The organism is Pseudomonas sp. S2_C11, assembly GCF_054668395.1.
Genome location: NZ_CP162765.1, coordinates 1,121,161 through 1,145,428, shown reverse-complemented (window position 1 = coordinate 1,145,428; position 24,268 = coordinate 1,121,161). Strand labels below are relative to the sequence as shown.

Annotated in this window: 26 protein-coding genes and 1 pseudogene; 1 reads left to right on the top strand and 26 read right to left on the bottom strand. The window is 59.8% G+C overall.

From position 1 onward, the window contains the following. Nucleotides 1-332: 332 nt before the first annotated feature. The 23 genes from araH to AB4N48_RS05235 form a co-directional block, all read right to left on the bottom strand. Nucleotides 333-1,301, bottom strand: a complete 969-nt coding sequence (araH, locus tag AB4N48_RS05345) for an L-arabinose ABC transporter permease AraH (protein WP_101156425.1) — start codon at nucleotides 1,299-1,301, stop codon at nucleotides 333-335. 12 nt (nucleotides 1,302-1,313) lie between these two features. Then, complete coding sequence (araG, locus tag AB4N48_RS05340; protein WP_310217675.1) at nucleotides 1,314-2,861, bottom strand: L-arabinose ABC transporter ATP-binding protein AraG; 1,548 nt, start codon at nucleotides 2,859-2,861, stop codon at nucleotides 1,314-1,316. Nucleotides 2,862-2,914: 53 nt separating this feature from the next. After that, a complete protein-coding gene (locus tag AB4N48_RS05335) occupies nucleotides 2,915-3,919 on the bottom strand; it encodes a substrate-binding domain-containing protein (protein WP_016770973.1) in 1,005 nt (334 codons plus the stop codon). 137 nt (nucleotides 3,920-4,056) lie between these two features. Further along, entirely contained in the window at nucleotides 4,057-4,875 is an 819-nt protein-coding gene (locus AB4N48_RS05330; RefSeq protein WP_056788270.1) for an SDR family oxidoreductase, read from the bottom strand. A 270-nt stretch (nucleotides 4,876-5,145) separates the two neighbouring features. Beyond that, entirely contained in the window at nucleotides 5,146-6,021 is an 876-nt protein-coding gene (locus tag AB4N48_RS05325) for an SMP-30/gluconolactonase/LRE family protein (RefSeq protein ID WP_460094910.1), read from the bottom strand. 134 nt (nucleotides 6,022-6,155) lie between these two features. Beyond that, the gene (locus AB4N48_RS05320) at nucleotides 6,156-6,872 is read right to left on the bottom strand and encodes a FadR/GntR family transcriptional regulator (RefSeq protein ID WP_041479437.1); all 717 of its coding nucleotides are present in this window, start codon (nucleotides 6,870-6,872) and stop codon (nucleotides 6,156-6,158) included. A gap of 193 nt (nucleotides 6,873-7,065) precedes the next feature. After that, on the bottom strand, nucleotides 7,066-7,626 hold the full coding sequence (locus AB4N48_RS05315) for a DUF1285 domain-containing protein (protein ID WP_252878696.1): 561 nt from the start codon (nucleotides 7,624-7,626) through the stop codon (nucleotides 7,066-7,068). Between the two features lie 14 nt (nucleotides 7,627-7,640). Continuing rightward, nucleotides 7,641-8,246 carry a DUF4823 domain-containing protein gene (locus AB4N48_RS05310; RefSeq protein ID WP_016770979.1) on the bottom strand — a complete coding sequence of 202 codons (606 nt, stop codon included), beginning with the start codon at nucleotides 8,244-8,246 and terminating at the stop codon, nucleotides 7,641-7,643. Nucleotides 8,247-8,411: 165 nt separating this feature from the next. After that, nucleotides 8,412-9,380, bottom strand: a complete 969-nt coding sequence (locus AB4N48_RS05305) for a GTP 3',8-cyclase MoaA (RefSeq protein WP_041479439.1) — start codon at nucleotides 9,378-9,380, stop codon at nucleotides 8,412-8,414. Nucleotides 9,381-9,518: 138 nt separating this feature from the next. Then, a complete protein-coding gene (locus AB4N48_RS05300; RefSeq protein WP_016770981.1) occupies nucleotides 9,519-10,157 on the bottom strand; it encodes a TetR/AcrR family transcriptional regulator in 639 nt (212 codons plus the stop codon). A 351-nt stretch (nucleotides 10,158-10,508) separates the two neighbouring features. Beyond that, entirely contained in the window at nucleotides 10,509-11,300 is a 792-nt protein-coding gene (locus tag AB4N48_RS05295) for a TatD family hydrolase (RefSeq protein ID WP_258707061.1), read from the bottom strand. A 15-nt stretch (nucleotides 11,301-11,315) separates the two neighbouring features. Continuing rightward, nucleotides 11,316-11,672, bottom strand: coding sequence for a PilZ domain-containing protein (locus tag AB4N48_RS05290; RefSeq protein ID WP_016770983.1), 357 nt, complete (start codon nucleotides 11,670-11,672; stop codon nucleotides 11,316-11,318). A gap of 42 nt (nucleotides 11,673-11,714) precedes the next feature. Further along, nucleotides 11,715-12,698 carry a DNA polymerase III subunit delta' gene (locus AB4N48_RS05285; RefSeq protein WP_076563804.1) on the bottom strand — a complete coding sequence of 328 codons (984 nt, stop codon included), beginning with the start codon at nucleotides 12,696-12,698 and terminating at the stop codon, nucleotides 11,715-11,717. Continuing rightward, complete coding sequence (gene tmk / locus AB4N48_RS05280) at nucleotides 12,691-13,323, bottom strand: dTMP kinase (protein WP_016770985.1); 633 nt, start codon at nucleotides 13,321-13,323, stop codon at nucleotides 12,691-12,693. The genes AB4N48_RS05285 and tmk overlap by 8 nt, the downstream gene beginning before the upstream one ends. Nucleotides 13,324-13,342: 19 nt before the next feature. Then, nucleotides 13,343-14,512, bottom strand: a complete 1,170-nt coding sequence (mltG, locus tag AB4N48_RS05275; protein WP_315436004.1) for an endolytic transglycosylase MltG — start codon at nucleotides 14,510-14,512, stop codon at nucleotides 13,343-13,345. 3 nt (nucleotides 14,513-14,515) lie between these two features. Next, entirely contained in the window at nucleotides 14,516-15,331 is an 816-nt protein-coding gene (gene pabC / locus AB4N48_RS05270) for an aminodeoxychorismate lyase (RefSeq protein ID WP_095181623.1), read from the bottom strand. Next, a complete protein-coding gene (fabF, locus tag AB4N48_RS05265) occupies nucleotides 15,331-16,575 on the bottom strand; it encodes a beta-ketoacyl-ACP synthase II (protein WP_038860467.1) in 1,245 nt (414 codons plus the stop codon). The genes pabC and fabF overlap by 1 nt, the downstream gene beginning before the upstream one ends. A 108-nt stretch (nucleotides 16,576-16,683) precedes the next feature. Continuing rightward, entirely contained in the window at nucleotides 16,684-16,920 is a 237-nt protein-coding gene (gene acpP / locus AB4N48_RS05260; protein ID WP_003175607.1) for an acyl carrier protein, read from the bottom strand. 196 nt (nucleotides 16,921-17,116) lie between these two features. Further along, the gene (fabG, locus tag AB4N48_RS05255) at nucleotides 17,117-17,860 is read right to left on the bottom strand and encodes a 3-oxoacyl-ACP reductase FabG (protein ID WP_016770989.1); all 744 of its coding nucleotides are present in this window, start codon (nucleotides 17,858-17,860) and stop codon (nucleotides 17,117-17,119) included. Between the two features lie 16 nt (nucleotides 17,861-17,876). After that, entirely contained in the window at nucleotides 17,877-18,815 is a 939-nt protein-coding gene (fabD, locus tag AB4N48_RS05250) for an ACP S-malonyltransferase (RefSeq protein WP_315436003.1), read from the bottom strand. 123 nt (nucleotides 18,816-18,938) lie between these two features. Continuing rightward, entirely contained in the window at nucleotides 18,939-19,949 is a 1,011-nt protein-coding gene (gene plsX, locus AB4N48_RS05245) for a phosphate acyltransferase PlsX (protein ID WP_081932528.1), read from the bottom strand. A gap of 4 nt (nucleotides 19,950-19,953) precedes the next feature. Beyond that, nucleotides 19,954-20,136 carry a 50S ribosomal protein L32 gene (rpmF, locus tag AB4N48_RS05240; RefSeq protein ID WP_003179396.1) on the bottom strand — a complete coding sequence of 61 codons (183 nt, stop codon included), beginning with the start codon at nucleotides 20,134-20,136 and terminating at the stop codon, nucleotides 19,954-19,956. 13 nt (nucleotides 20,137-20,149) lie between these two features. Then, nucleotides 20,150-20,677 (bottom strand): YceD family protein, encoded by a 528-nt coding sequence (locus AB4N48_RS05235; protein ID WP_003204262.1) that lies wholly within the window; start codon nucleotides 20,675-20,677, stop codon nucleotides 20,150-20,152. Nucleotides 20,678-20,782: 105 nt separating this feature from the next. Here AB4N48_RS05235 and AB4N48_RS05230 point away from each other — a divergent pair. Beyond that, a pseudogene (locus AB4N48_RS05230) lies at nucleotides 20,783-21,360 on the top strand (Maf family protein). Nucleotides 21,361-21,445: 85 nt separating this feature from the next. Here the strand turns inward: AB4N48_RS05230 and sppA are convergent. Genes sppA through rluC form a run of 3 tightly spaced genes read right to left on the bottom strand, consistent with a single transcriptional unit; the run spans nucleotide 21,446 to nucleotide 24,068 of the window. Further along, complete coding sequence (gene sppA, locus AB4N48_RS05225; protein WP_056788236.1) at nucleotides 21,446-22,435, bottom strand: signal peptide peptidase SppA; 990 nt, start codon at nucleotides 22,433-22,435, stop codon at nucleotides 21,446-21,448. A 24-nt stretch (nucleotides 22,436-22,459) separates the two neighbouring features. After that, complete coding sequence (locus AB4N48_RS05220; RefSeq protein ID WP_252868089.1) at nucleotides 22,460-23,122, bottom strand: HAD-IA family hydrolase; 663 nt, start codon at nucleotides 23,120-23,122, stop codon at nucleotides 22,460-22,462. Next, nucleotides 23,109-24,068 carry a 23S rRNA pseudouridine(955/2504/2580) synthase RluC gene (gene rluC, locus AB4N48_RS05215; RefSeq protein ID WP_016770994.1) on the bottom strand — a complete coding sequence of 320 codons (960 nt, stop codon included), beginning with the start codon at nucleotides 24,066-24,068 and terminating at the stop codon, nucleotides 23,109-23,111. The genes AB4N48_RS05220 and rluC overlap by 14 nt, the downstream gene beginning before the upstream one ends. Nucleotides 24,069-24,268 lie beyond the last annotated feature (200 nt).

Here is a 24,268-nt window from a genome sequence, read left to right as displayed (position 1 = left end):
CAACGCAAGACACCTCGGTCGGCCCCCACTCCCTTTGGGAGAGGGAACTGATTGGGGAGTGCTCAGGAAATGCGCCGAACTGATGTTGCTTTAGCGAATCCACAATCGACCCGATATTTCAGGTCGATGTAGAACGCAAGACACCTCGGTCGGCCCCCACTCCCTTTGGGAGAGGGAACTGATTGGGGAGTGCTCAGGAAATGCGCCGAAATGATGTTGCTTTAGCGAATCCACAATCGACCCGATCTTTCAGGTCGATGTAGAACGCAAGACACCTCGGTCAGCCCCCTCTCCCTTTGGGAGAGGGCTGGGGTGAGGGGTAGCTTTTGACGTTACCGTTGTTTCAAGCGGTCAATGACCACGGCCAGCAACAGAATCGAACCACGAATCACATACTGATAAAACGTATCGATGTTCTTCAGGTTCATCGCATTCTCGATGATCGCCAGAATCAACACCCCGGCAATCACGTGGCGAATCATGCCGATGCCACCACTCAACGAAACTCCGCCCAGCACGCAAGCCGAGATCACTGTCAGTTCAAAACCCTGACCAATCATCGGCTGCCCGGAAGTCATCCGCGAGGCCAGAATCACACCCGCTAGCGCACCGATCAAACCATGCACGGCGAAGATGATGATCTTGGTCCGGTCGACGTTAACACCCGCCAGCAGCGCCGCTTCCTGGTTGCCACCGATGGCCATGGTGTTACGCCCATAGGTGGTGTAGTTCAGCAGCCAGCCGAAAAACAGGAAGCAAACGATGGTGATCAGGATTGGCACCGGCACACCGAACAGTTGGCCATTGCCGAAAACAAAGAACGATTCCTGCGAAACACCGACCGCTTTGCCGTTGGCAAAAATGTAGGCCAGGCCGCGCACGATCTGCATGGTCGCCAGCGTCGTGATCAAGGCATTGACGCGCAACTTGGCAATCACGATGCCGTTGATCAGCCCGACGATCAGGCCCATCGCCAACGCCGCGCTGACCCCGAGAAATACACTGTTGGTGTCACGCATTACCACTGCCGCGACCACGCCTGCACAGGCGATCACTGAGCCGACCGAGAGGTCGAAGTGTCCGGATGCCAGGCAATAAAGCATGGTGCACGCGGCGATGCCGGTGGTGGAAATCGCCAGACCCAGGCCACGCATGTTCAGCGGCGAGAGGAAGTTGTCGATCAGCAGTGTGCAGGCGACGAAGATGCCGATCGCCGCCAGCAGCATGACCCAGTCATCGAGGAAGCGCCGCATGTCCAGCGGTTTGCGCTCGGTCGGCAGGGTTTCGTTTTGCGTAGTCATCATAGTCACCTCTCAGTTCGCCACGCCGTCAGCGCGGTGGCGTGGCAAAGCCAGTTGCAGCAGGTTGGATTCATTGGCCTGGTCGCGGCTGACTTCGCCGCGCAGGGCGCCTTCGCACAGCACCAGGATGCGGTCGGAAATGCCCATCACTTCCATCAGATCGCTGGACACCACGATCACCGAAATACCGTCGGCGGCGAGGTTATGAATGATCTGGTAGATTTCGGCCTTGGCGCCGATGTCGATGCCACGGGTCGGTTCGTCGAGCAGCAGGACTTTCATCGGCATCGATAGCCAGCGGCCGAGAATGGCCTTCTGCTGATTGCCGCCGGAAAGGAACTTGATCTGCTGGCCGGCGTGCGGGGTTTTCACTTTCAGGGCCTTGATCTGCTTGTCGGCGTTGCCCTTTTCCCACAGGCCGCGAATCAGGCAGCCGAGCCCGGAATGCGCACCGCGGGCACTGATGTTGATGTTCTCGGCAACGCTGGCCAACGGGATGATGCCTTCCTTCTTGCGGTCTTCCGGGCAGAGCAAAATGCCGGCGGCGATCGCGTCACGGGGCGAGCGCAGTTTCAGCTCATGGCCGCGCAGTTCGAGACGGCCAGCGGTGTTGCGCTCCAGGCCGCTGAGCAGGCGAAACAGCTCGGTGCGCCCTGCCCCGACCAGCCCGAACAAGCCAAGGATTTCGCCCTTGTGCGCTTCGAAACTGATCGGCTCACGCAGGCCCGGGCCGAGCAAACCATCGACCTTCAACGCCACGGCGCCACGCGGGCGATGACGGTAATCGTAGATGTCCTGAATGTCGCGACCGACCATGCAGGTCACCAGTTGATCGTGGGTCAACTGGCTCATGTCGTCGAATGTACGTACGTAGCGGCCGTCCTTGAACACAGTGACGGCGTCGCAAATGCGGAAGACTTCTTCCATGCGATGGGAAACGTAGAGCACCACTTTGCCTTCGTCGCGCAGGCGCCCGATGATCGCCATCAAGCGATCGATCTCGCGCGCCGAGAGGCTGCTGGTCGGTTCGTCGAAAGCGATGACGTGAGCGCCGCGCGACAGCGCTTTGGCGATTTCCACCAGTTGCCGCTGACCCAGCGACAAGCGTCCGACCTTGGTTTGCGGATCGATTTCGTCCGCCAGCCCCTTCAGGCAATTCAAGGCTTTCTGGCGCAGCTCACTGCGATTGATCAGGCCGAAACTGGCCGGCAGATGGCCAAGAAACAGGTTTTCGGCCACGGTCATTTCCGGGACCAGATGCAGTTCCTGGTGAATCACCGCGACGCCGCTGCCGATGCTGTCAGCGGTGGACTTGAACGCCATCGCCTGCTCGCCGATCTGCAGCTCGCCGCTGCTCGGAATGTAAGCACCACCGAGAATCTTCAGCAGGGTCGATTTGCCCGCGCCGTTCTCGCCCATCAGGGCATGAACCTGGCCGGGGTGGGCGACGAAGCTGATGCCGTCGAGCGCTTTCACGCCGGGAAAGGTCTTGCCGATCCCGTTGAAGCGCAGGCTGCCGTTGGCGCCGTGTTGTTCTTGTGTCTGTACTTGCGCGTGCATAAAGCCACCTCTTCACACCGAAAAACGGCCCGGCTGCCCGGGCCGTCGCTGCCTCAGTTCCACAAGCCGATTTTTTCCAGCTCTTGCTTGAAGTTTTCGCGGGTGATCAGGGTGACGTCATCCATGGCGGTGTACTTCGGCGGCTCTTTGCCGGCGGTGATCCACTCGTACATCATCTCGGCGGTCTTGTAGCCTTCGATGTGCGGACTTGGCAGCATCGACCCGAAGAAGCCGCTGTTAGGCTTTTTCAACTCGCCGATGGCGTCGGTGCCGTTGATGCCGATGCCGATCACGTTGCTCGCGGCAAAACCGGCCGCTTCGGTGGCGCGCACGCCGCCGAGCACGGTGTTGTCGTTCATGCCGCCGATGATCAGGTTTTTCGCCGCGCTCGGCAGTTTCACCAGCGCCGAGTTGGTGGCGTCCATGCTGCCCGGTACGTCGAGGGTTTTCAGTGCGGCGAAGAGGATGTGATCCTCGGGCATGCCGGCCTTCTTCAGGGCATCGACCGAACCGTCGGTGCGCTTCTTGCCGGTGTCGAGTTCGTTATAGGTGTTGACCACCGCGTAGGTGTCTTTCCAGTCCCAGTTACGCTTTTTCGCTTCGGCAGCCATGGCGGCGCCCTGCTTTTGACCCACTTCAAACGCGGCCATGCCCAGGTACGGCACGTCTTCCATGAACTTGCCGTTGGCGTCGACAAAACGGTCGTCGACGGCAATCACTTTCAAGTCGTTGATCTTGGCTTTGGCCATGATGGCAGGGCCGAGGGACACGTCCGGCGGGCAGATCACGAAGCCCTTGGCGCCGTTGGCGGCCAGGCTGTCGATGGCCGAAAGGGTCTTCTCGCCATCCGGTACCGCGATCTTGATCAGTTCAAAGCCTTTGTCCTTGGCGGCTTTTTCGGCAAAAGCCCATTCGGTCTGGAACCACGGTTCTTCGGCCTGCTTGACCAGAAAACCGATCTTCACCGCGTCGGCGGCGAGCAGCGCACTGCTCAGGCTGAACGCAGTGACCGCCAGGGCAGTGCTGCACAGGGTACGAATCCCGAAACGACGTTTCATCAGATGACTCCTTGTTATTTTTTTTGAGCAAGGTTTGAAAAGCGTTGAAGCGTGTTCTCAGTGAAGCTGGTTGAAAATAGTCATATCGTATGATGATTGGATTTCAAGCGTAGTTCAGCGCTGGAAATCCGTTTTATTCAGTCGTGGTACATCACCGAGCGGCCACCATCGATGGTGATGCACGAAGCATTGATAAACGGTGCCTCATCGCTGGCCAGAAACACCGCCGTCATCGCCACTTCGATCGGCTGGCCGATGCGCTTGGGCGGGTGCAGGTCAAAGGCGCGCTGCCGCTCGGCGTGCGGATCGGCAAAGCCATTCCAGTAATCGACGTTCAGCTGCGTTTCGATGTAGCCCGGTGCGATGGCGTTGACGCGAATGCCTTTGGCCGCGTATTCGATGCCGAGTGCACGGGTCAGGCCGAGCAAGCCGTGCTTGGCCACCGGGTACGGGAAGCAGCCGGGAATGATGTGGCTGGAATGGGTCGAGGCGATGTTGATGATGCTGCCCACGCCCTGCTCGATCATCTGCGGCAGCACGGCTTTGCAGCCATACCAGGCGCCGTCCAGATCGATGGCGAAGCAGCGGCGCCAGTCCTCTTCGGTCATCTGCAAAGGATCGCGGAACACATTGACCCCGGCGCAGTTGACCAGCACATCGATGCGGCCATGCAATTCCACGGCGCGTCGGGCCAGGGCATGCAGATCCTGCTGATTCGATACGTCGACCTTGAGCGCCTGCACGTCATGGCCCTGATCGCGCCAGTGAGCGGCGACCTGCTCGACCTTGTCGGCCTGGATGTCGCTGATGAGTAATCTGGCTTGCTGCGCGGCGAAGGCGGCGACAATCGCTTCGCCGATGCCCTGAGCGGCCCCGGTCAACAGCACGACCTTGTTTTTCAGACGCTCGCCTTTCGGCGGGGCCGACACTTGCGGCAATGTCAGCGCTTCAGCCATGGCTCAGGCCTCCTGCACGCAGGCGCAAAAAAACCGGCCATCGGTGGATGTCCGGTTCTGACGGCTGGGAAAAACAGACAGGCATGCGTCGTCAACGGCATTGAGCCGTGACGAAAGGCGGATCCCGCTTGCGCGGGCGACAAGAATTCGCTGCATCACTTCACCTGTTTTGTTCTTTTTAAGTGTGAGTGCGTGTTACTGCTGGAGCCGACTATAAACCCGACCGCCAAATAATCTCAATATATAATTTTGCATCCCATATTATGGGATTTAACCAGCAAAACGCGTACAGAGTTTTCCTGCAACGTCGACGCGCATGCTCAGCACCGCGCCATCCAATGGATGGTTCAGCGGACTCTTGGCGCTGGTGATGAATAAGGTTTTCAAGTCTTCGCCACCGAACACGCAACTGGTCGGGCGACTGACCGGCAGATCGATTTTGCGATCCACCTGCCCGTCCGGCGTCAGGCGCAGCAGGCAACTGCCGTCCCAGCGTGCATTCCACACGTAGCCTTCGGCGTCCATCGCCGAGCCATCGGGACCACCGTGTTGATCAGACGAGTAGAACACCTGCGGAGCATCGAGACTGCCGTCAGTGCGGATGAAATATCGATTGAGCGTGCTGTCGAGGCTTTCACCAAACAACAGCGTGGTGCCGTCGTCACTCCACAGCAGGGTGTTGGGGATGCCCAGGCCGAGCAGCAGCGGTGTGACGCGTTGATCGGGATCGATACGGAACAGGCCGCCGGAACGGCGCGCCAGCGGCAGATCCTCGCCGTGCTCGCCGATGTTGTTCTGCATGGTGCCCAACCACAACCGGCCCAAGGCATCGCAACGGGCTTCGTTGGGGCGGTTGCCCGGTTGCGGGTCGGCGACGCAGAACAGCGTCAAGCGTGGCTCGAGGCCGGGCGAATCGAGATCGAGCCGGTAGACACCACTGCTCAATGTCACCAGCGCATCGCCGCTGGCGCAGGGAATGAAGGCGGAGATGTGCTCGGGCATCTGCCAGATCTGCACGTTCTGGCCGATCAGGCGCAACGCTTGTCTACCGGCGATATCCACCCAGTACAACGCCTGGGTCGGCGCATCCCAGAACGGGCCTTCGCCGAGTTGCGCGCGGTGTTGGGTCAGGGCGGTGCAGGTCATCTGGAATCCTTCATGTTCTTGTTGTTTCCAATGTGGGAGCGAGCCTGCTCGCGAAAGCGGCGTGTCAGTCAATGATGATGCATCTGACCTGACGCATTCGCGAGCAGGCTCGCTCCCACAGGGAATTTTCGATCTTAGCTGGCTTTGCGGTCCGCCATGACTTTCGGGTAAAAGCGTTTTATCGCCAGATCGGCATTGTCGATCAAGGTCATGCACGCCCACACGCCACGGGTCGAATCGCGCGCGGCGATGGCATCGGCCATGTCTTTATGGATCGGCAAGGTGCGGCGCAGTTCATCGGGGTCGGCGGCGGAGACTTCGAACGACACCGCCAGCAACGCGCCGAGGGCCGGGACCATTTGTTCGATGAACTGATTATGGCTGGCGGCCAGAATGCATTCGTGGAAGGCCTGGTCGGCACGGTTGTAATCAACGCCGCTGTCGACTGCACGTTCCAGCGCATTGAAAGCCAGTTGTACCGCTTCGATCTGCTCCGGTGTCGCCCGCTCACAGGCCCAGCGCACCGCCATCGGCTCAATGGTGCGGCGCAAATCCAGCAGGTCATCGACGAAGTTTTCCGGCAACCCATTGCGCGATAGCCAACCGACCACCTGCGGATCGAACAGATTCCAGCGCCGTACTGGCAACACCCGCGTGCCGACTTTCGGACCGACTTCGAGCATGCCTTTGGCGACGAGGGTTTTGATTGCTTCGCGGATCACCGTGCGGCTGACGCCAAGCTGCTCGCCCAGATCCGCCTCGACCTTGATGGTCTGCCCCGGCTTGACCTGACCGGCAGCAATCCAACTGCCCAGCCAGTCAACGGTCGACGCATGAAAACTGCTGGACATGAACACCTCAAGGCGAATCGCGATGGGTGCCTACGCTAATCATCATACGAATAACAGTCAACCGGATTTTTTTTAGCTTGCACAAACCATTGTGGGAGCGAGCCTGCTCGCGAAAGCGTCGTGTCAGTCAACATTGCTGGCGACTGATACACCGCGTTCGCGAGCAGGCTCGCTCCCACATTTTAATGTTGTGTCAGGGTTCCAGGCCGATGCGAAAGAACTCGCCGCCGCTCCACACGCCCAACCAGCGCTGACCATCGATCTCGCGGCTCACCGCCAGTTCCACCAACTGGTAAAACACATTGCGGTGAATCAGCGCTTCAAGGTTGCTGCGCACATGCACATAAGGCGCAGGCTCCTGGGTCTCAGGATCGATCTCGACACGCAGCGGATGCTCAGTCCCCGCTTCGGTGGTTTCCTCGACGTTGGTGGTAAAGCGCAAAACCTGCGCCTCGCCCTCCCCCTCCACGTCAACGGCAACCGCCACGAACGGCGCGTCATCGACCTTGATCCCGACCTTCTCGACCGGGGTGATCAGGAAATAATCATCGCCGTCGCGGCGGATGATGGTGGAGAACAGTTTGACCATCGGCTTGCGCCCGATCGGCGTACCCAGGTAGTACCAGGTGCCGTCACGGGCAATGCGCATGTCGATGTCGCCGCAGAAATCCGGGTTCCACAAATGCACCGGTGGCAGGCCTTTGGTCTTGGGGATCTGCCCCAGCAGGTCATTGGCTGTTTGCGGGTCACTCATGGCGTACTCCTTGATTACTGGTCGCCGATCCCCAGCAGGCTGCGTGCGTATTGCGCCAGCGGCGGACCGATGAGGTCTTCGGGTTTGGAATCATGGAACGTCAGTAAACCGCCACGACTCTTGATCCGTGCAGTATCAATCAAATACTGGGTGCTGGTCTCGATCAACATGATCTGAATCACGCCGCCATCGATACCGAGGCGATCCACGGCTTCCTGGTCCAGCCACTCGTCGGAGTTGCCGATGCGGTCATCAGCCTTGGCGAAACGTGTGTAGAGCAGGTAATGCGCCCCGGCATCACGGGCTTCGCCCATGGCTTGGTCGAGGCCTTCCGGCGCACGGGCGCGGCGGACCATCGGGAAGTATTCGACAAAGCCCTTGAAGGCTTCTTCGGCGACCACGTTTGGCCGTGGATAGGAACCACCCGGTGGCGCGAACGCGCCCTGGGCGATGAAGATGAACGAGTCCGGCTGAATGCGGAGATTGTTCACCCGGCGGCTGTCACTGTGGTCCAGAAGCCCCGCATCGCTCATGTGATAGCGAGTGCCTTCGGCCATATCGCTGACATTCATGCAGCCGCCAAGCGCCAAAACGGCCAGCAGCAAAACCAGGCTACGCATCCTATTCCTCCAGAAGCCGGTGTCGGAAAACCGGCGAATGGCCGTTGAATGCAGCTTTTGCGCCAGCTCGACAAATTCAGTGATAGAGGCATTCGCGAGCAGGCTCGCTCCCACAATTGAAATGCATTCCAAATGTGGGGCGAGCCTGCTCGCGAAAGCCGTTGTTCAACCGCCAATAATCTTCATGACAGTAGCGCCGCCAGAGAACGCCACCTCCTGTTTGTCACCCAACGCCTTGACCAGCAAACGTTGCAGCGCCGGCAACGCCTGGTGGCGCGGCTTGTCGAGCAGATCGCCGACATAGTGGCGGTTGCTCGACGATAAACAGCCATGCAGCCAACCGGTCGATGACAGGCGCAAGCGCGAACAAGTGCGGCAGAACGGCACACTTTCGTTGGCGATCACCCCGAAAGTGCCGCGACCGGGAATCGCATAGCGCACAGCCGTGGCGTCCACCGGTGCGTCGGTCTGGGCGTATTCATAACGTTCGCCGATCAGGCCGAGCAACTGCTCAAGGCTGACGAACTGCTGCAGGAAGGCATTGGAATCCTTGGCCAGATGGCCCATGCGCATCAGCTCGATGAAACGCAGTTCGAAGCCGCGCTCCAGACAGTAGTCGAGCAGCGGCATGACCTGATCGAGGTTCTGCCCGCGCAACGGCACCATGTTGACCTTGATCTTCATCCCGGCGGCGGCAGCCTGATCCATGCCATCGAGCACGCTGGCCAGATCGCCGCCACGAGCGATGCTGCGAAAAGCAGCGGCATCAAGAGTGTCGAGGGAAACGTTGATCCGACGCAGACCGGCATCGACCAGCAGCGGCAGTTTTTTCGCGAGGAGTTGACCATTGGTGGTCAGGCTGATGTCGTCGAGGCCCATCTGGCCGACGGCAGTCATGAACGATTCGAGTTTGGGGCTGACCAGTGGCTCGCCGCCAGTGATGCGCAGGCGCTCGATGCCGGCCGCTTCGATCAGGTATTCGACGCCGCGTGCCATGGCTTCGGCCGACAGCTCATCCTGCGCAGCGACCAACCGCTTGCCGTTGGGCACGCAGTAGGTACAGGCGTAATTGCAGGCAGAGGTCAGGCTGATGCGCAGATTGCGAAAACGCCTGCCTTGACGGTCAACGATCATGAAACACTCCGGCGAAAGAAAATCGAGCGAGCAAAACTTGACTGAGAAATCAGGTTTTAGCAAGCCCTATGCCTGAGTATATTCCTGTGCTATTGCGCCATGTTGTGAAAACACGGCGCAATCAGCCCGCTGAATGACTTATGTGCTCGGCGTTTCCGGGTCGCGCTTGCGCTTGTTGCCCATGCGCACGCCGATGTCCATCAGGAACTGGAAGAAGCCTTCCTGATCTTCCAGCACATTGCTCCAGAATGGCGAGTGATACAACGCCACCGCGCCGTGCACCAACGCCCAGGATGCGCAGTAGTGGAAGTACGGCGGCACGTCTTCGAGCTTGCCTTCGCTGATGCGACCCTTGATCAGCAGGGTCAGGCGTTCGAAGTTCGAGGCACGGATCTTGTGCAGTTCCTCGACCATCTCCGGCACCTGATTGCCCTTGACCACTTTCTCTTCGAGGCGGTCGAACAGGCGATAGCGCTGCGGGTCGCGCATGCGGAATTCGAAGTAGGCGCGGGACAGCGCTTCCTTGTCCTTGTCGACATCCGCCGAATGCAGCAGCTCGTTCAGATCGCGCTCGTAGTCGAGCATCAGGCGCAAGTAGATCTCGGCCTTGGATTTGAAGTGCTTGTAGATCGTGCCTTTGCCGATACCCACGGCATCAGCAATCATCTCGACGGTGACACTGTCTTCACCCTGGTCGAGGAACAGCTTGAGCGCGGTATCGAGAATTTCCTGCTCGCGGCGACGAAATTCACGGACCTTACGAGGTTCTTTATGCATAAGAAAAAGGTCTGAAGGGTCAAAATTCGAAGCCGCGTATTATGCCTAACTTGCGCAAAAAAGCACGGTTCATCGACCAAATCTGTGTTTCTTGTTCATTTCGAGAACGAATCGGGTGCAATGAGAACTCAACTGAAGCAAACGTATTCCAAATTTGTTTAAAAACCCCGACCCGCTCACTGGACTGCACGCCAGACTGATCAATACTTGAACTGTCGGGCGACATCTCCCCCAAGTGTCGTGCCGGTAAAGGTACCAACGGACCGCGTGCCTTTGTTTTACTCCTAATGGTCTTAACCCGGATTCACCCCCCAGAACCCGGGTTTTTTTTGCCTGCGATTTGGCCTGCGGTCATACGGCAGATTTAACACTCGCCAGCGGGAACAAGCGCTTGAAGTTTTCCGTGGTCTGCTCGGCAAAGCGCTCGTAGTTCTCACCACGCAGCATCGCCAGAAACTCCGCGACTTCGCGCACGTACTGCGGCAGGTTCGGCTTGCCGCGATACGGAATCGGCGCCAGATACGGCGAATCGGTTTCCACCAGCAGGCGATCGGCCGGCACTTTGCTCGCCACATCGCGCAGAGCGTCGGCATTGCGGAACGTAACAATGCCCGACAGGGAAATGTAATAACCCATGTCCAGCGCCGCTTTGGCCATTTCCCAGTCCTCGGTGAAGCAATGCAACACACCGGCCTGGGGCAGCGCCGCTTCGCGCAGCAGTTGGAGGGTGTCGGCACGGGCGCCGCGAGTGTGGATGATCACCGGCTTGCCGGTCTGCTGCGCCGCTTGCAGATGCAGGCGAAACGACTCCTGCTGCAACTCGGCAGCTTCCGGCTCGTAGTGATAGTCGAGACCGGTTTCGCCGATCGCCACCACTTTCGGGTGATCGAGTTCGTGCAGCAGCCAGTCCAGCGCCGGTGCGGCGCCCGGCTGCACATCCAGCGGATGCACGCCGACCGAGCAATCGACGTCGTCATAACGCTCGGCGAGGGCTTTGACGTCGGCGGCGTTGTCAGCGCTGACGCCGATGCACAGAAAATGTCCAACCCCACGCTCGCGGGCCGCAGCGAGTGCGGCATCCAGCGAGCCGTCATGGGCGGCGAGGTCGAGACGGTCAAGGTGACAATGGGAATCTACGAGCATAAAAAGGACTGCAACTTACATCGTATGAGTGGGACGGTCGGATTTCAGTGCTCCGGCCAGATGAGTTTCGATGCGACTGCGCGCGGTGTCGTCGCCGTCGTTGAACTGCACGCCGACACCGGCGGCGCGATTGCCTTGTGCGCCTTTGGGGGTGATCCAGGCGACTTTGCCGGCGACCGGAATTTTTTCCGCTTCATCCATTAGGTGCAACAGCATGAACACCTCGTCGCCCAACCGGTAGCTTTTGTTGGTCGGGATGAACAGTCCGCCATTCTTGATGAACGGCATGTAGGCGGCGTAGAGCACCGACTTGTCCTTGATGGTCAGGGACAAGATGCCGTTACGCGGCCCCGGGCTGACAGGTTCAATCATGTTCACCTCCACTGCTGATCTTCAGAGTCTAGGTACACATTCTTATCTTTGACCAGGCAATCCCACCCATTGCACCAACAATGCTTCCAGCAACAGGGCCGGATTGAGGTTGGCCTTGCTCAACACTTTCTGCCGTTGGGCGAGAATCCAATCCTGAATATCCAGCACTTTACCCTGCGGGCTTTTCTGCGCCAGGTACTGCACAACCTTGCGCATATCGGCCAGGCCAAGACCGGCTTCGTCCTGAGTCAGTTGATAGCGCAGGATCAGGCTCGACCAGTCGCAGAACCAGTCGAACAGACGCAGCATCGGAATGCTTTTCCACTCTTCCGCCAGTTGCGTCGGCGATTGCTGGCCCTTGAGCAACTTCTTCACGCCTTCGACCACTTGCGCGCGCTGTTCACGCACACCTTGCGATTGCAGGCTGACCGCCATCAGCGGCGACCCGGCGGCGAGGGTCAGCAGTTCGACGCGCTCTTCCTCCGCGCAATCCGGCAGCGCCTGGGCCAGCCATTGCAGGCTCATCGCCTCGCCCGGCAGCGGGCAGGCCTGCTGCACGCAACGGCTCTTGATGGTTGGCAACAAACGGCTCGGCTGGTGGCTGACCAATAGCAGCACGGTATCGCCGGACGGTTCTTCAAGACTTTTGAGCAAGGCGTTGGCAGCGTTGATATTCATCGACTCGACCGGCTCGATCAACACCACTTTGCGCCCCCCGAGCTGCGCGGTCTGCACGACGAAACTGACCAGATCACGAACCTGATCGACCTTGATCGCCTTGTCCGCCTCTTCCGGCTCCAGGATGTAATTGTCCGGATGACTGCCGGCCTTGAGCAGCAGACAGGATTTGCACTCGCCGCACGCCTCAGGCGTAGGGCGCTGACACAGCAGGCTGGCCATCAAGCGCTCGGCCAGCGCACGCTTGCCGATACCGGCCGGACCGTGCAGCAGGTACGCGTGAGCATGCTGACTGCGGCCGGCCAGTTGCTGCCAGAGGCTGTCCTGCCATGGATAGGCCTCAGCCACGGGCCAGCTCCAGCAAATTCGGTAGCAAGGTGTCCAGCGATTGCTGCACCTTGGCCAATGGCTGACCGGCATCGATGCGCACGTAGCGCGACGGGTCGGCTTCGGCGCGTTTCAGGAACGCATTGCGCACGTTCTCGAAAAACGCCCGGCCTTCGAGTTCGAACCGGTCCAGCCGACCACGGGCACTGGCGCGGGCCAGGCCGATTTCAACGGGCAGGTCGAAAATCAAGGTCAGATCGGGCCGCAAGTCGCCCTGCACGAAAGTCTCCAGGGTGGCGATGCGTTCCAGCGACAAACCACGACCGCCGCCCTGATAGGCGTATGTTGAATCGGTGAAACGATCGCACAGCACCACGGCGCCACGCGCCAGCGCCGGGCGAATCACCTCTGCCAGATGCTGGGCCCGCGCGGCGAACACCAGCAACAGCTCGGCGTCCGGGTGCATCACTTCGTCGGCCGGGGTCAGCAGGACATCACGAATCCGTTCGGCCAGCGGTGTACCGCCAGGCTCACGGGTGAGCAGCACTTCGATACCGGCGGCGCGCAGGCGCTCGGCGAGGTATTCGCGATTGGTGCTCTTGCCCGCGCCTTCCGGGCCTTCCAGGGTAATAAACAAGCCAGTCACAGGCAGTCCTTCATCAAAGTCATTGCGCGTTCTGCGGTGCAGCGGCGTCCGGTTCCGGGGCTGGCGCAGGTTCTTGCGGCGGCACTTGCGGCAGCGCCTCGGGCGCGGTGTTCGGCGAGGCCGCCGGAATGGCCTCATCGGTGGCCGGCGCGGTTACTGGTGCCGGGCTGGAACGGTAATCGGCACGGCGCTTGAGCTGGTATTCGCGCACCGCGTTGTTGTGCGCATCCAGATCATCGGAGAACACATGGCTGCCATCGCCACGGGCGACGAAATACAGGCTGCTGCCCTCAACCGGGTTGAGCGCAGCATGAATCGCCTCGCGCCCGACCATCGCAATCGGCGTCGGCGGCAAACCGGGAATCACGTAGGTGTTATAGGGTGTCGGTTCTTTCAGATGCGCGCGGGTCAGCTTGCCGGTGTAGCGATCGCCGAGGCCATATATCACTGTCGGATCGGTCTGCAACTGCATGCCCAGCGCCATGCGCCGTACGAACACTCCGGCAATCTGCCCGCGCTCCTGCGGAACGCCGGTCTCTTTCTCGACCAGCGAGGCCATGATCAGAGCTTGATAAGGTTCGCTGTAAGGCACATCGGCAGAACGCTGCGCCCATTCTTTGGCGAGCACTTCATCGAGACGATCAAAGGCCTTTTTCAGCAGCTCGGCATCGGACATGCCACGCACGAAGCGATAGGTATCCGGGAAAAACCGACCTTCCGGGAACAAGCCTTTGTGGCCGATCTTCGCCATCACGTCGCTGTCGCTCAGGCCATTGAGGGTCTGCTCGAGCTTGTCGTCCTTGGCCAGGGCGGCGCGCACTTGATGAAAAGTCCAGCCTTCGACCAGGGTCAGGCTGTACTGAACCACGTCGCCACGCTTCCACGAGTCGATCAGACCGTTGACGGTCATGCCCGGCTGCATGCGGTATTCGCCGCTGTGAATCGGTGTGCCGGCGAGATTGAAGCGCCAGTAGACGCGCAGCCAGAACGCGTCCTTGATGACGCCATCGGTTTCGAGTTCAAGGAAGGTACGGGTCGGTGTAGAGCCTTTCGGCACATCCAGCAGTTGTTCCTGCGGGATGTTCAGAGGCTGTTCCAGCGCCGAATGAATTTTCCAGGCGCTGGCGCCCAACAGCAGCCCTGCCAGAACCAGTCCGGTTTCCAGCAGCAGCAAAAGTTTACGTCTCACGAATCAAGCATCCAGTAGCGCGCGGGCAATGGTTTGCAGTTTACGGGTGAGCGGGCCAACCGGCCAGCTCAGTGCAGCACAGGCGCGTACCGGCCAGACGCCATAAACGCTGTTGCAGACAAACACTTCATCAGCCCATTGCAGCTGTTCGAGGCTGATATCGGCGATTTGCGTGGGGATGGCCAGCGACTCGGCCTGAAACAATATTTCCGCGCGCATCACCCCAGCGACGCCGCAGCGCTTCAAGTCGGGCGTGATCAAGCCACCGTCGCGCACCAGGAAAATATTGCTGTACACACCTTCGACGACGCGCCCGGCCTGATCGAGCATCAAGCCTTCGGCATGCTCGCTGTCCTGCCATTCGGCGCGGGCGAGCACCTGTTCCAGTCGATTCAGATGTTTGAGCCCGGCCAACAACGGCTGCGTAGATAAACGCGTGTTGCAGGGAAACAGGCGGATGCCGTGCTCGGCATGGGCAGCGGGATACGCTGCCGGCGGATTGCCTTGCAGGATGCGTCGGCCCTGCGCCGCAGGATCGGGCGCATAACCACGCAAGCCGTCACCCCGAGTGAGGATAAGCTTGAGCACGCCCTCGCCCATCGCAGCGGCATAGCCGAGCAGCTCATGGCGAACCAGCTCGAGATCGGTCGCAATGGCCAGACGCGCGCAGCCATCAGCCAGGCGCGTCAGGTGCCGATCCAGCAGGACGGGCTGACCACTGCGCACGGCAATGGTCTCGAACAGACCATCGCCGTAAGCCAGGCCGCGATCTTTCAGCGACAGCACGTCAGCCGGTTGACCGTCGACCCAGCTGTCCATCAGCCGGCGAACCGGCGAAACGCCAGAGTGCCGTTGGTGCCGCCAAAACCGAAGGAGTTGGACAGCACGACATCGATGTCCATGTTACGCGCGGTGTGCGCAACGAAATCGAGATCGCAGCCTTCGTCCGGTTCATCAAGGTTGATGGTCGGCGGTGCCACCTGGCTGTTGATCGCCAGCACGCTGAAAATCGCTTCGACCGCGCCCGCCGCACCCAACAGGTGGCCGGTCATCGACTTGGTCGAGCTGACGGCCAGCTTGTAGGCGTGATCGCCGAACACCGACTTGATCGCATTGGCTTCGGCAAGGTCGCCGGCGGGGGTCGAGGTGCCGTGGGCGTTGATGTACTGCACTTGATCGACATTGATCTTCGCGTCACGCAGGGCATTGGTGATGCAGCGCGCGGCACCGGCGCCATCGGCGGGTGGCGAGGTCATGTGGAACGCATCGCCACTGGTGCCGAAACCGATCAGCTCGGCGTAGATCGTCGCGCCACGGGCCTTGGCGTGCTCCAGCTCTTCAAGGACCAGCGCACCGGCGCCGTCGGACAGGACAAAGCCGTCACGGCCCTTGTCCCATGGACGGCTGGCACGGGTCGGCTCGTCGTTGCGGGTCGACAGCGCACGGGACGCGCCGAAGCCGCCCATGCCCAGACCGCAGGCAGCCATTTCCGCGCCGCCGGCAATCATCACGTCGGCTTCGTCGTACATGATGTTGCGCGCGGCCATGCCGATGCAGTGCGTACCGGTGGTGCACGCGGTGGCGATGGCGTAGTTGGGTCCCTGTGCGCCGAGATGGATCGACAGGAAGCCGGAAATCATATTGATGATCGAGCCAGGCACAAAGAACGGCGAGATCCGTCGCGGACCGGTCTCGTGCAGGGTGCGGCTGGTTTCTTCGATGTTGGTCAGACCGCCGATACCCGAACCCATGGCCACGCCAATGCGTTCACGGTTGGCATCGGTGACTTCCAGACCGGCGTTGCGCACGGCTTGAAAGCCTGCGGCGAGGCCATACTGAATGAACAGGTCGAGCTTGCGCGCTTCCTTGACCGACAGGTATTCCTCGACATTGAAGCCCTTGACCGAACCGCCGAAGCGGGTCGAATAGGCAGAAAGGTCGGTGTGTTCGATCAGACCAATGCCACTGCGGCCAGCCAGAATGCCCTGCCAACTGCTCGGCACATCCGTGCCCAGTGGCGACAACATACCCATACCGGTGACTACGACGCGTCTACGCGACACAGCACTCTCCTTTTTCAAATGACGACTTTGCATCAGGCCTAAAGAAAAAACCGCACGCCATGATGGCAGTGCGGTTTTTCCATGACAGCAAGCAACGATTACAAACTATTACGCCTGGTGGCTGGTAACGTAGTCGATTGCAGCTTGTACAGTAGTGATCTTTTCAGCTTCTTCGTCAGGGATTTCGGTCTCGAATTCCTCTTCCAGAGCCATCACCAGCTCAACGGTGTCAAGGGAGTCGGCACCCAGGTCTTCTACGAAGGAAGCGGTGTTGACCACTTCTTCTTCTTTAACACCCAGTTGCTCGGCAACGATTTTCTTGACGCGCTCTTCGATGGTGCTCATACCTTGTTTTCACTCCTAATGGACAAATTCAGGCAGCTGGCCAGTGGGTAAGTGTATAGAAAGCCTTTTCAGTTTTTCAACTGAAAGCTTCACTCCTCAAACCCTGCGGCCCTCTGCCTATAAATAGATTGCAGCTTTATAACGGATTTTAGACAGCTCGTATGACATTTTTTTGAAGCAATCCGTCACATTTTACTTACATGTACATCCCACCGTTCACCGGGATTGTAGCCCCGGTAACGTATGCCGCACCGTCGGATGCAAGAAAAGCGACCACGGACGCGATCTCTTGAGCTTGCCCCAGACGACCCAGCGGAATCTGCGTCTGCAAGGCTTCACGCTGTGCTTCAGGCAGCTCGCGGGTCATATCGGTGTCGATGAACCCTGGGGTTACCGAGTTGACCGTAATCGAACGCGAACCGACTTCACGCGCCATCGCCCGGCTGAAACCTTCCAGACCGGCCTTGGCGGCTGCATAGTTTACTTGGCCGGCGTTGCCCATGGCACCCACTACCGAGCCAATACTGATAATTCGACCCCAGCGCGCCTTGGTCATGCCACGCAAAACGCCCTTGGACAGGCGATACAGACTGTTCAAGTTGGTATCGATCACGTCGTACCACTCGTCGTCTTTCATGCGCATCATCAGGTTATCGCGGGTGATACCGGCATTATTGACCAGAATCGCCACCGGCGCACCGAACTGCTCCTGAATGCCTGCCAGCACGGCGCTGACCGATTCGTCGCTGGTGACATTGAGTTCGAAACCGGCGCCCTGAATACCGTTTTCCTTCAGGGTCGCGGCAATGCGCTCGGCGCCCGACGCGGAGGTCGCGGTGCCGACAACGATGGCGCCCTGACGACCCAGTTCCAGCGCGATGGCCTGGCCGATGCCGCGGCTTGCACCGGTAACCAGTGCAACTTTACCTTGCAGACTCATGCAAGTTTCTCCTGATTCAGGCCTGCGCTGCGCGAGCGGCAGCGAAGGCGTCTGGGATATTGAGATTGGAAGTCGAAACGCCTTCGGCGCAACGTTTGTTCAGGCCAGCGAGGACTTTGCCCGGGCCGCATTCAACCAGATTGGTCGCGCCCTTGGCGGCCAAAGTCTGCACCGATTCAACCCAGCGCACTGGCTTGTAGAGCTGTTCGAGCAGATCGCGCTTGAGGGTTTCCAGATCGGCTGGCACTTGTGCGCTGACGTTCTGCACCACCGGGATCTGCGGCGCCTGCCAGTCGATGGCGGCGATGGATTCGGCGAAACGCTCGGCAGCCGGACGCATCAGCTCGCAGTGCGACGGCACGCTCACCGGCAATGGCATGGCGCGCTTGGCACCACGGGCCTTGCAACCCTCGATGGCGCGCTCGACGGCCGCCTTGGCACCGGCGATCACCACTTGGCCCGGCGAGTTGAAATTCACTGCGCTGACGACTTCGCCTTGCGCCGCTTCGGCGCAGGCAGCCAGCACGTCGGCATCTTCCAGGCCGAGGATCGCGGCCATGCCGCCTTGCCCGGCCGGCACCGCTTCCTGCATCAACTGGCCACGGCGCTCGACGAGCTTGACCGCGTCAGCCAGGGTCAGGCTGCCGGCGGCAACCAGCGCGCTGTATTCACCCAGGCTGTGGCCGGCGACAAACGCCGGACGCGCGCCGCCTTCGGCCAGCCACAGACGCCACAGGGCGATCGAAGCGGTCAGAATGACTGGTTGGGTTTTGTCGGTTTGATTGAGCAGCTCTTCCGGACCCTGTTGGGTCAGTGCCCACAGGTCGTAGCCCAGCGCAGCAGAGGCTTCTTGAAAGGTTTCGAGGATCAGCGGATGTTGCGCGCCCAGCTCGGCCAGCATGCCGAGGGACTGCGAACCCTGTCCTGGAAAGACGAATGCGAGGGAAGCAGACATGTAACAAGCCCCTAATGATCTTGTCGTCGGAAAATAACGCCCTGTTGGGGACGCCAGAAACTGACAGTTTGGATGGCCCTTTGAACCGGGCGGTCACATTTAAGCATTGTCCGACGAAAACGCCTAAGACAACAGCTCCTCCAGACGACCGTGGAGACGCTCGGGGAGGTTCTCTTGAATCTCGATCAGCGCCCGTTGAATGGCACTCTGAAAGCCCTGTACCCCGGCCGATCCGTGGCTTTTCACGACGATGCCCTGCAAGCCGAGAAAGCTTGCGCCATTATGCCGCGCCGGGGCCAGGTCGGCCTGCAGACGCTTCATCAACGGCAGCGCGAGAGCGCCGACAGCGCGCGAAGCGAAGTTTTTCTTGAACAAAGCCTCGATCCGCGCAGCAATCATCGTCGCCAGACCTTCGCTGGACTTGAGCAGGATGTTGCCGACGAAGCCGTCACACACCACCACATCGGCCTCACCGCGATACAAGCCGTCGCCTTCGATAAAACCGATGTAGTTGATCCCGCGCGCAGCCTGCAACAGCGTGGCGGCCAGTTTGACCTGCTGATTACCCTTGATGTCTTCGGTGCCGATATTCAGCAGTGCCACACGCGGACGGGCGATACCCAGGGTCTGTGCAGCGACCGAGCCCATCACCGCAAACTGCAACAGGTGCTCGGCACTGCAATCGACGTTGGCACCCAGATCGAGCAGCTGGCAATAACCGGTCTGCGTCGGAATCGCCGCGACCATGGCCGGACGATCAATGCCGGGCAATGTCTTCAGCACGAATCGTGACAAGGCCATCAACGCACCGGTATTGCCGGCGCTGACACAGGCCTGCACCTTGCCATCGCGCAGCAGTTCAAGGGCTACACGCATCGACGAATCCGGCTTGCCACGCAGGGCTTGGGCGGGTTTTTCGTCCATGGTGATGACTTCGCTCGCCGCGACAATCGTCAGGCGCGCGCGATCGGCAGCCGACTGGCCGTGGATCAGTTCTTCAAGAAGGGAGGGTTGACCGACGAGGGTCAGGTGCAGCGAGGGTGTAGCAGACAGGCAAGCGAGACTGGCCTGAACAATGCTGCGGGGACCGAAGTCCCCGCCCATTGCGTCAATCGCGATGACTTGAGCAGACAAGTGATTACTCGTCAGCGCCCTTGTCGATCACTTTACGGCCACGGTAAACGCCTTCTGGCGATACGTGGTGACGCAGGTGAACTTCACCAGTGGTTTTTTCTACAGACAGGGTGCTAGCCTCGAGAGCGTCGTGCGAACGGCGCATGTCACGGGCAGAGCGGGATTTTTTGTTCTGCTGAACAGCCATAATTGATTAACTCCTAAACGTTTGGGTCACGCTTTAACTGCGCCAATACACTGAACGGGTTGGACCGCGTTACCTCGTCCTCGCTCGGTTCGGGCTCATCTGCTCCCGCCGGCTGCTGGCATTCTTCCGGATGATGAGCAGGCACAATGGGCAAGGCGAGCAGAAGCTCCTCCTCGATCAGTGACTGCAGATCCAATGGATCTTCGCCCAGTTCCAGCACGTCATAACCTTTCGGCAACGACTGGGTATTCGCACCCTCCTTCACCACCGCGTAACTGCATTCGCTGTGGATCGGCAGGGTGACCAGCTCAAGACAACGCTGGCAAACCATTTTGACTTCGGTGTCGATAAAGCTGTGGATGACCACAGACTTACGTTCATCTCGTTCAAAAACGAATTTGGCCTGCACCGTACCGACATCGTCGGAAAGCGGGTCGCAGAGTCTCTTCAAATCGGCCAGCAGCAGTTCACCTTGAAGGGTGGTGCCACGGTCAGCCAATTTGCGCGGGTCAACGTGAGGTGGAATCGGGTCATTCAACATAGGCGCAGCATTATAGGGATGCACCCACCCATGTCAAAGGAAATTGTGCCCTGTCCGTCACTTGCGCGCCTCCGCTAGAATCCGCACCTGCCTCAGGAGACGTCCATGCTGCCTTTATTACTCGCTTCAAGCTCGACTTATCGCCGTGAATTGCTCGCCCGCCTGCACCTGCCGTTCGTCTGCAGCTCGCCGGACATCGACGAAAGCCACCGCCCGGGCGAATCCGCGATCGATCTGGTCAAACGCCTCGCTGAGGAAAAAGCCCCGCCCTGGCGGACAGCCACCCTGCTCATCTGATCATTGGCTCGGATCAGGTTGCCGTCCTCGGCGAACAGATCATCGGCAAGCCGCACACCTTCGAGAAGGCTCGCGAGCAATTGATGGCGGCGAGCGGCGCGAGCGTGACCTTCCTGACCGGCCTGGCGCTGCTCAACAGCCAGACCGGGCAATGCCAGGTCGACTGCGTGCCGTTTACCGTGCACATGCGCCAGCTGGATCAGGCACGCATCGAGCGCTATCTGCGCATCGAGCAGCCGTACGACTGCGCCGGCAGCTTCAAGGCCGAGGGACTCGGCGTAAGCCTGTTTCAATCGACCGAAGGCCCGGATGCCACCAGCCTGATCGGCCTGCCGCTGATTCGCCTGATCGATATGTTGTTGGTCGAGGGTGTGCAAATCCCTTAAAAGCAAAAGATCGCAGCCTTCGGCAGCTCCGACACCGATTGTGCAAGAGCTGCCGTTGACCTGCGATCTTCTGACCTTGAAACAATTACCGCAACGAAGGCCCGTGGAAACCCATCCACATCGCCAACTGCTCGGCCACGCTGGCGCCGAGCTTTTTCGAGAAGCGATCGAACGGCGATTCCTGCACGGTGAAGTCCACCAGCTCCTTCTCGCCAATCACATCACGCGCCACCGAACTGGCATTGCCCAAGCCATCGATCAGGCCTAGCGGCAGCGCCTGCTCACCCGACCAGACCAGCCCGGAAAACAGCTCCGGATGCTCTTTGTCCTTCAGACGATCGCCACGGCCCTGCTTGACGCTGTTGATGAACTGCTTGTGCGTGGTGTCCAGCACGCTTTGCCAGAATGCGGTTTCTTCAGGCTTTTGCGGCTGGAACGGATCCAGGAATGCCTTGTGCTCGCCCGAGGTATAGGTGCGGCGCTCAACCCCGAGTTTTTCCATGGTGCCGACGAAACCGTAACCCGCCGCCGTCACACCGATCGAGCCGACCAGACTGGCCTTGTCGGCATAGATCTGATCCGCCGCGCTGGCGATGTAATAGGCGCCCGAAGCACCAAGATCCGAAATCACTGCGTAGAGCTTGATCTCCGGATGCAACCCACGCAGACGCTTGATCTCGTCATAGACATAGCCAGACTGCACCGGACTGCCGCCCGGGCTATTGATGCGCAGGACCACGCCCTTGACCTTTTTGTCTTCGAACGCCGCACGCAGGCTGCCAACGATATTGTCGGCGCTGGCCGGCTCCTTGTCGGCGATTACACCGTCGATCTCGATCAACGCCGTGTAGTTCGGGCCGCGGGTGGCGGTTTTTTCCATGTCCATCAGCGGCGTGAACAGCAGCAGCGCAACAAACAGATAAACAAACGTCAGCAGCTTGAAGAAAATCCCCCAGCGCCGCGAACGGCGTTGTTCCTGCACGCCGGCCAGCAAAGTCTTTTCCAACAGCTTCCAGCTTTTCGCGTCACCGTCGTCGGCACTTGCCTTGGCCGGTGCTTTCCATTCGTCGGTCATGCCATCTACCCCAGCAAAAACGTATTAAGCCTGCTGACCCAGCCAAGCGTGCAATTCAGAAAAACGGTCGATCGACAGGCGCGGCTCGAACTGTTGCAGGGACTCGATCGATTGCGCGCCGTAACTGACCGCCACCGAATCCATCCCCGCGTTGCGTGCCATCAGCAGATCGAACGACGAATCACCGACCATCAACGCCTGCTCCGGACGTACGCCGCAGTGGCTGACAATCTGCTCAAGCATCAGAGGGTGCGGCTTGCTGGCAGTTTCATCGGCGGCGCGGGTGATATCGAAATAATCTTCCCAGCCATTGGCCTTGAGCACCCGATCCAGTCCGCGACGGTTCTTGCCCGTCGCTACCGCCAGGTGATAACCCTGCTCGCGAAACGACTCCATCGACTCGACCACGCCTTCGAACAGCGGCGACGGCACGGCTTCGGCAGCGATGTAGTGATCGGCGTAATACTCACGAAACGCGAGCATTTCTGCGTCACTGATTTCCGGGTACAGCGTGCGAATCGCCTCCGGCAAGCCGAGACCGATGATGCCTTTGACAGCGAAGTCATCGCGCAGCTCGAAACCGGAACGCCCGGACGCGGAGTGCATGGCCTCGACGATCCGATGGATGGAATCGGCGAGGGTGCCGTCCCAGTCGAAAATCAGCAGCTTGTAATCAGATGGGCGCACTCAATCGCTCCACGGTCTTGGCCCACATTTCATCGACGGGCGCTTGCAGATTCAGCTTGCCGCCGTCGGGCAGCGGCACCGTCAGCATGTAAGCGTGCAGGAACAGACGCTTACCGCCCAGATCGCGGATTTCCTTGGTGAAATCCTCGTCGCCATACTTACTGTCACCGGCAATGCAATGGCCAGCATGCAAGGTGTGCACGCGAATCTGGTGGGTACGACCGGTAACCGGTTTAGCTTCGACCATGGTGGCAAAATCACCGAAGCGGCGCAGCACCTTGAACAGCGTCAGGGCTTCTTTGCCCTCGTCATTGACTTCGACCATGCGCTCGCCGGAACGCAGATTGCTCTTGAGCAACGGTGCGCGAACCTGCTTGATCGAGGTTGCCCAGTTGCCACGGACCAGCGCCATGTAGCGCTTGTCTACGCCATCGCCGCGCAACTGCTCGTGCAGGTGGCGCAACATGCTGCGTTTTTTGGCGATCATCAGCAGGCCGGAGGTGTCACGGTCGAGACGGTGAACCAGCTCCAGTTCCTTGGCGTCGGGACGCAACTGACGAAAGGCTTCGATCACGCCGAAATTCAGCCCGCTGCCGCCATGAACCGCAATGCCGGCGGGCTTGTTGATGACGATCAGGGCCTTGTCTTCGAAGACAATCGAGGCTTCCAGGCGCTGCAACAGCCCCTGGGCCAGCGGCACCGGTTCGTCGCGCTCAGGCACGCGAACCGGCGGCACGCGCACGATGTCGCCGGCCTGCAGCTTGTATTCGGGCTTGATCCGACCTTTGTTCACGCGCACTTCGCCTTTGCGCAAAATGCGGTAAATCAAGGTCTTGGGCACGCCTTTGAGCCGGGCGAGGAGAAAGTTGTCGATTCGTTGGCCGGCATACTCCGGCGAGACTTCAAGCAGTTGAACGCCTGGAGTCGAAGGGGCAGTAGTTGTCATGCCGCGGATGATAACAATTTTTATGGAATTGAAGCACTTAATCATTGCTGCTATAGTCGCGAACGCCGCCAAAAGCGGCCTGGACAGCGGAACCACGGTCAAAGACCGGCCCTGACCAACGCAATTCACCAGGGCGCGAGGCCGTCCTACGGGGCTTTCGCTACGTAACGGTGGAGTTTGCGGTTGTAACGAGCGCAGGT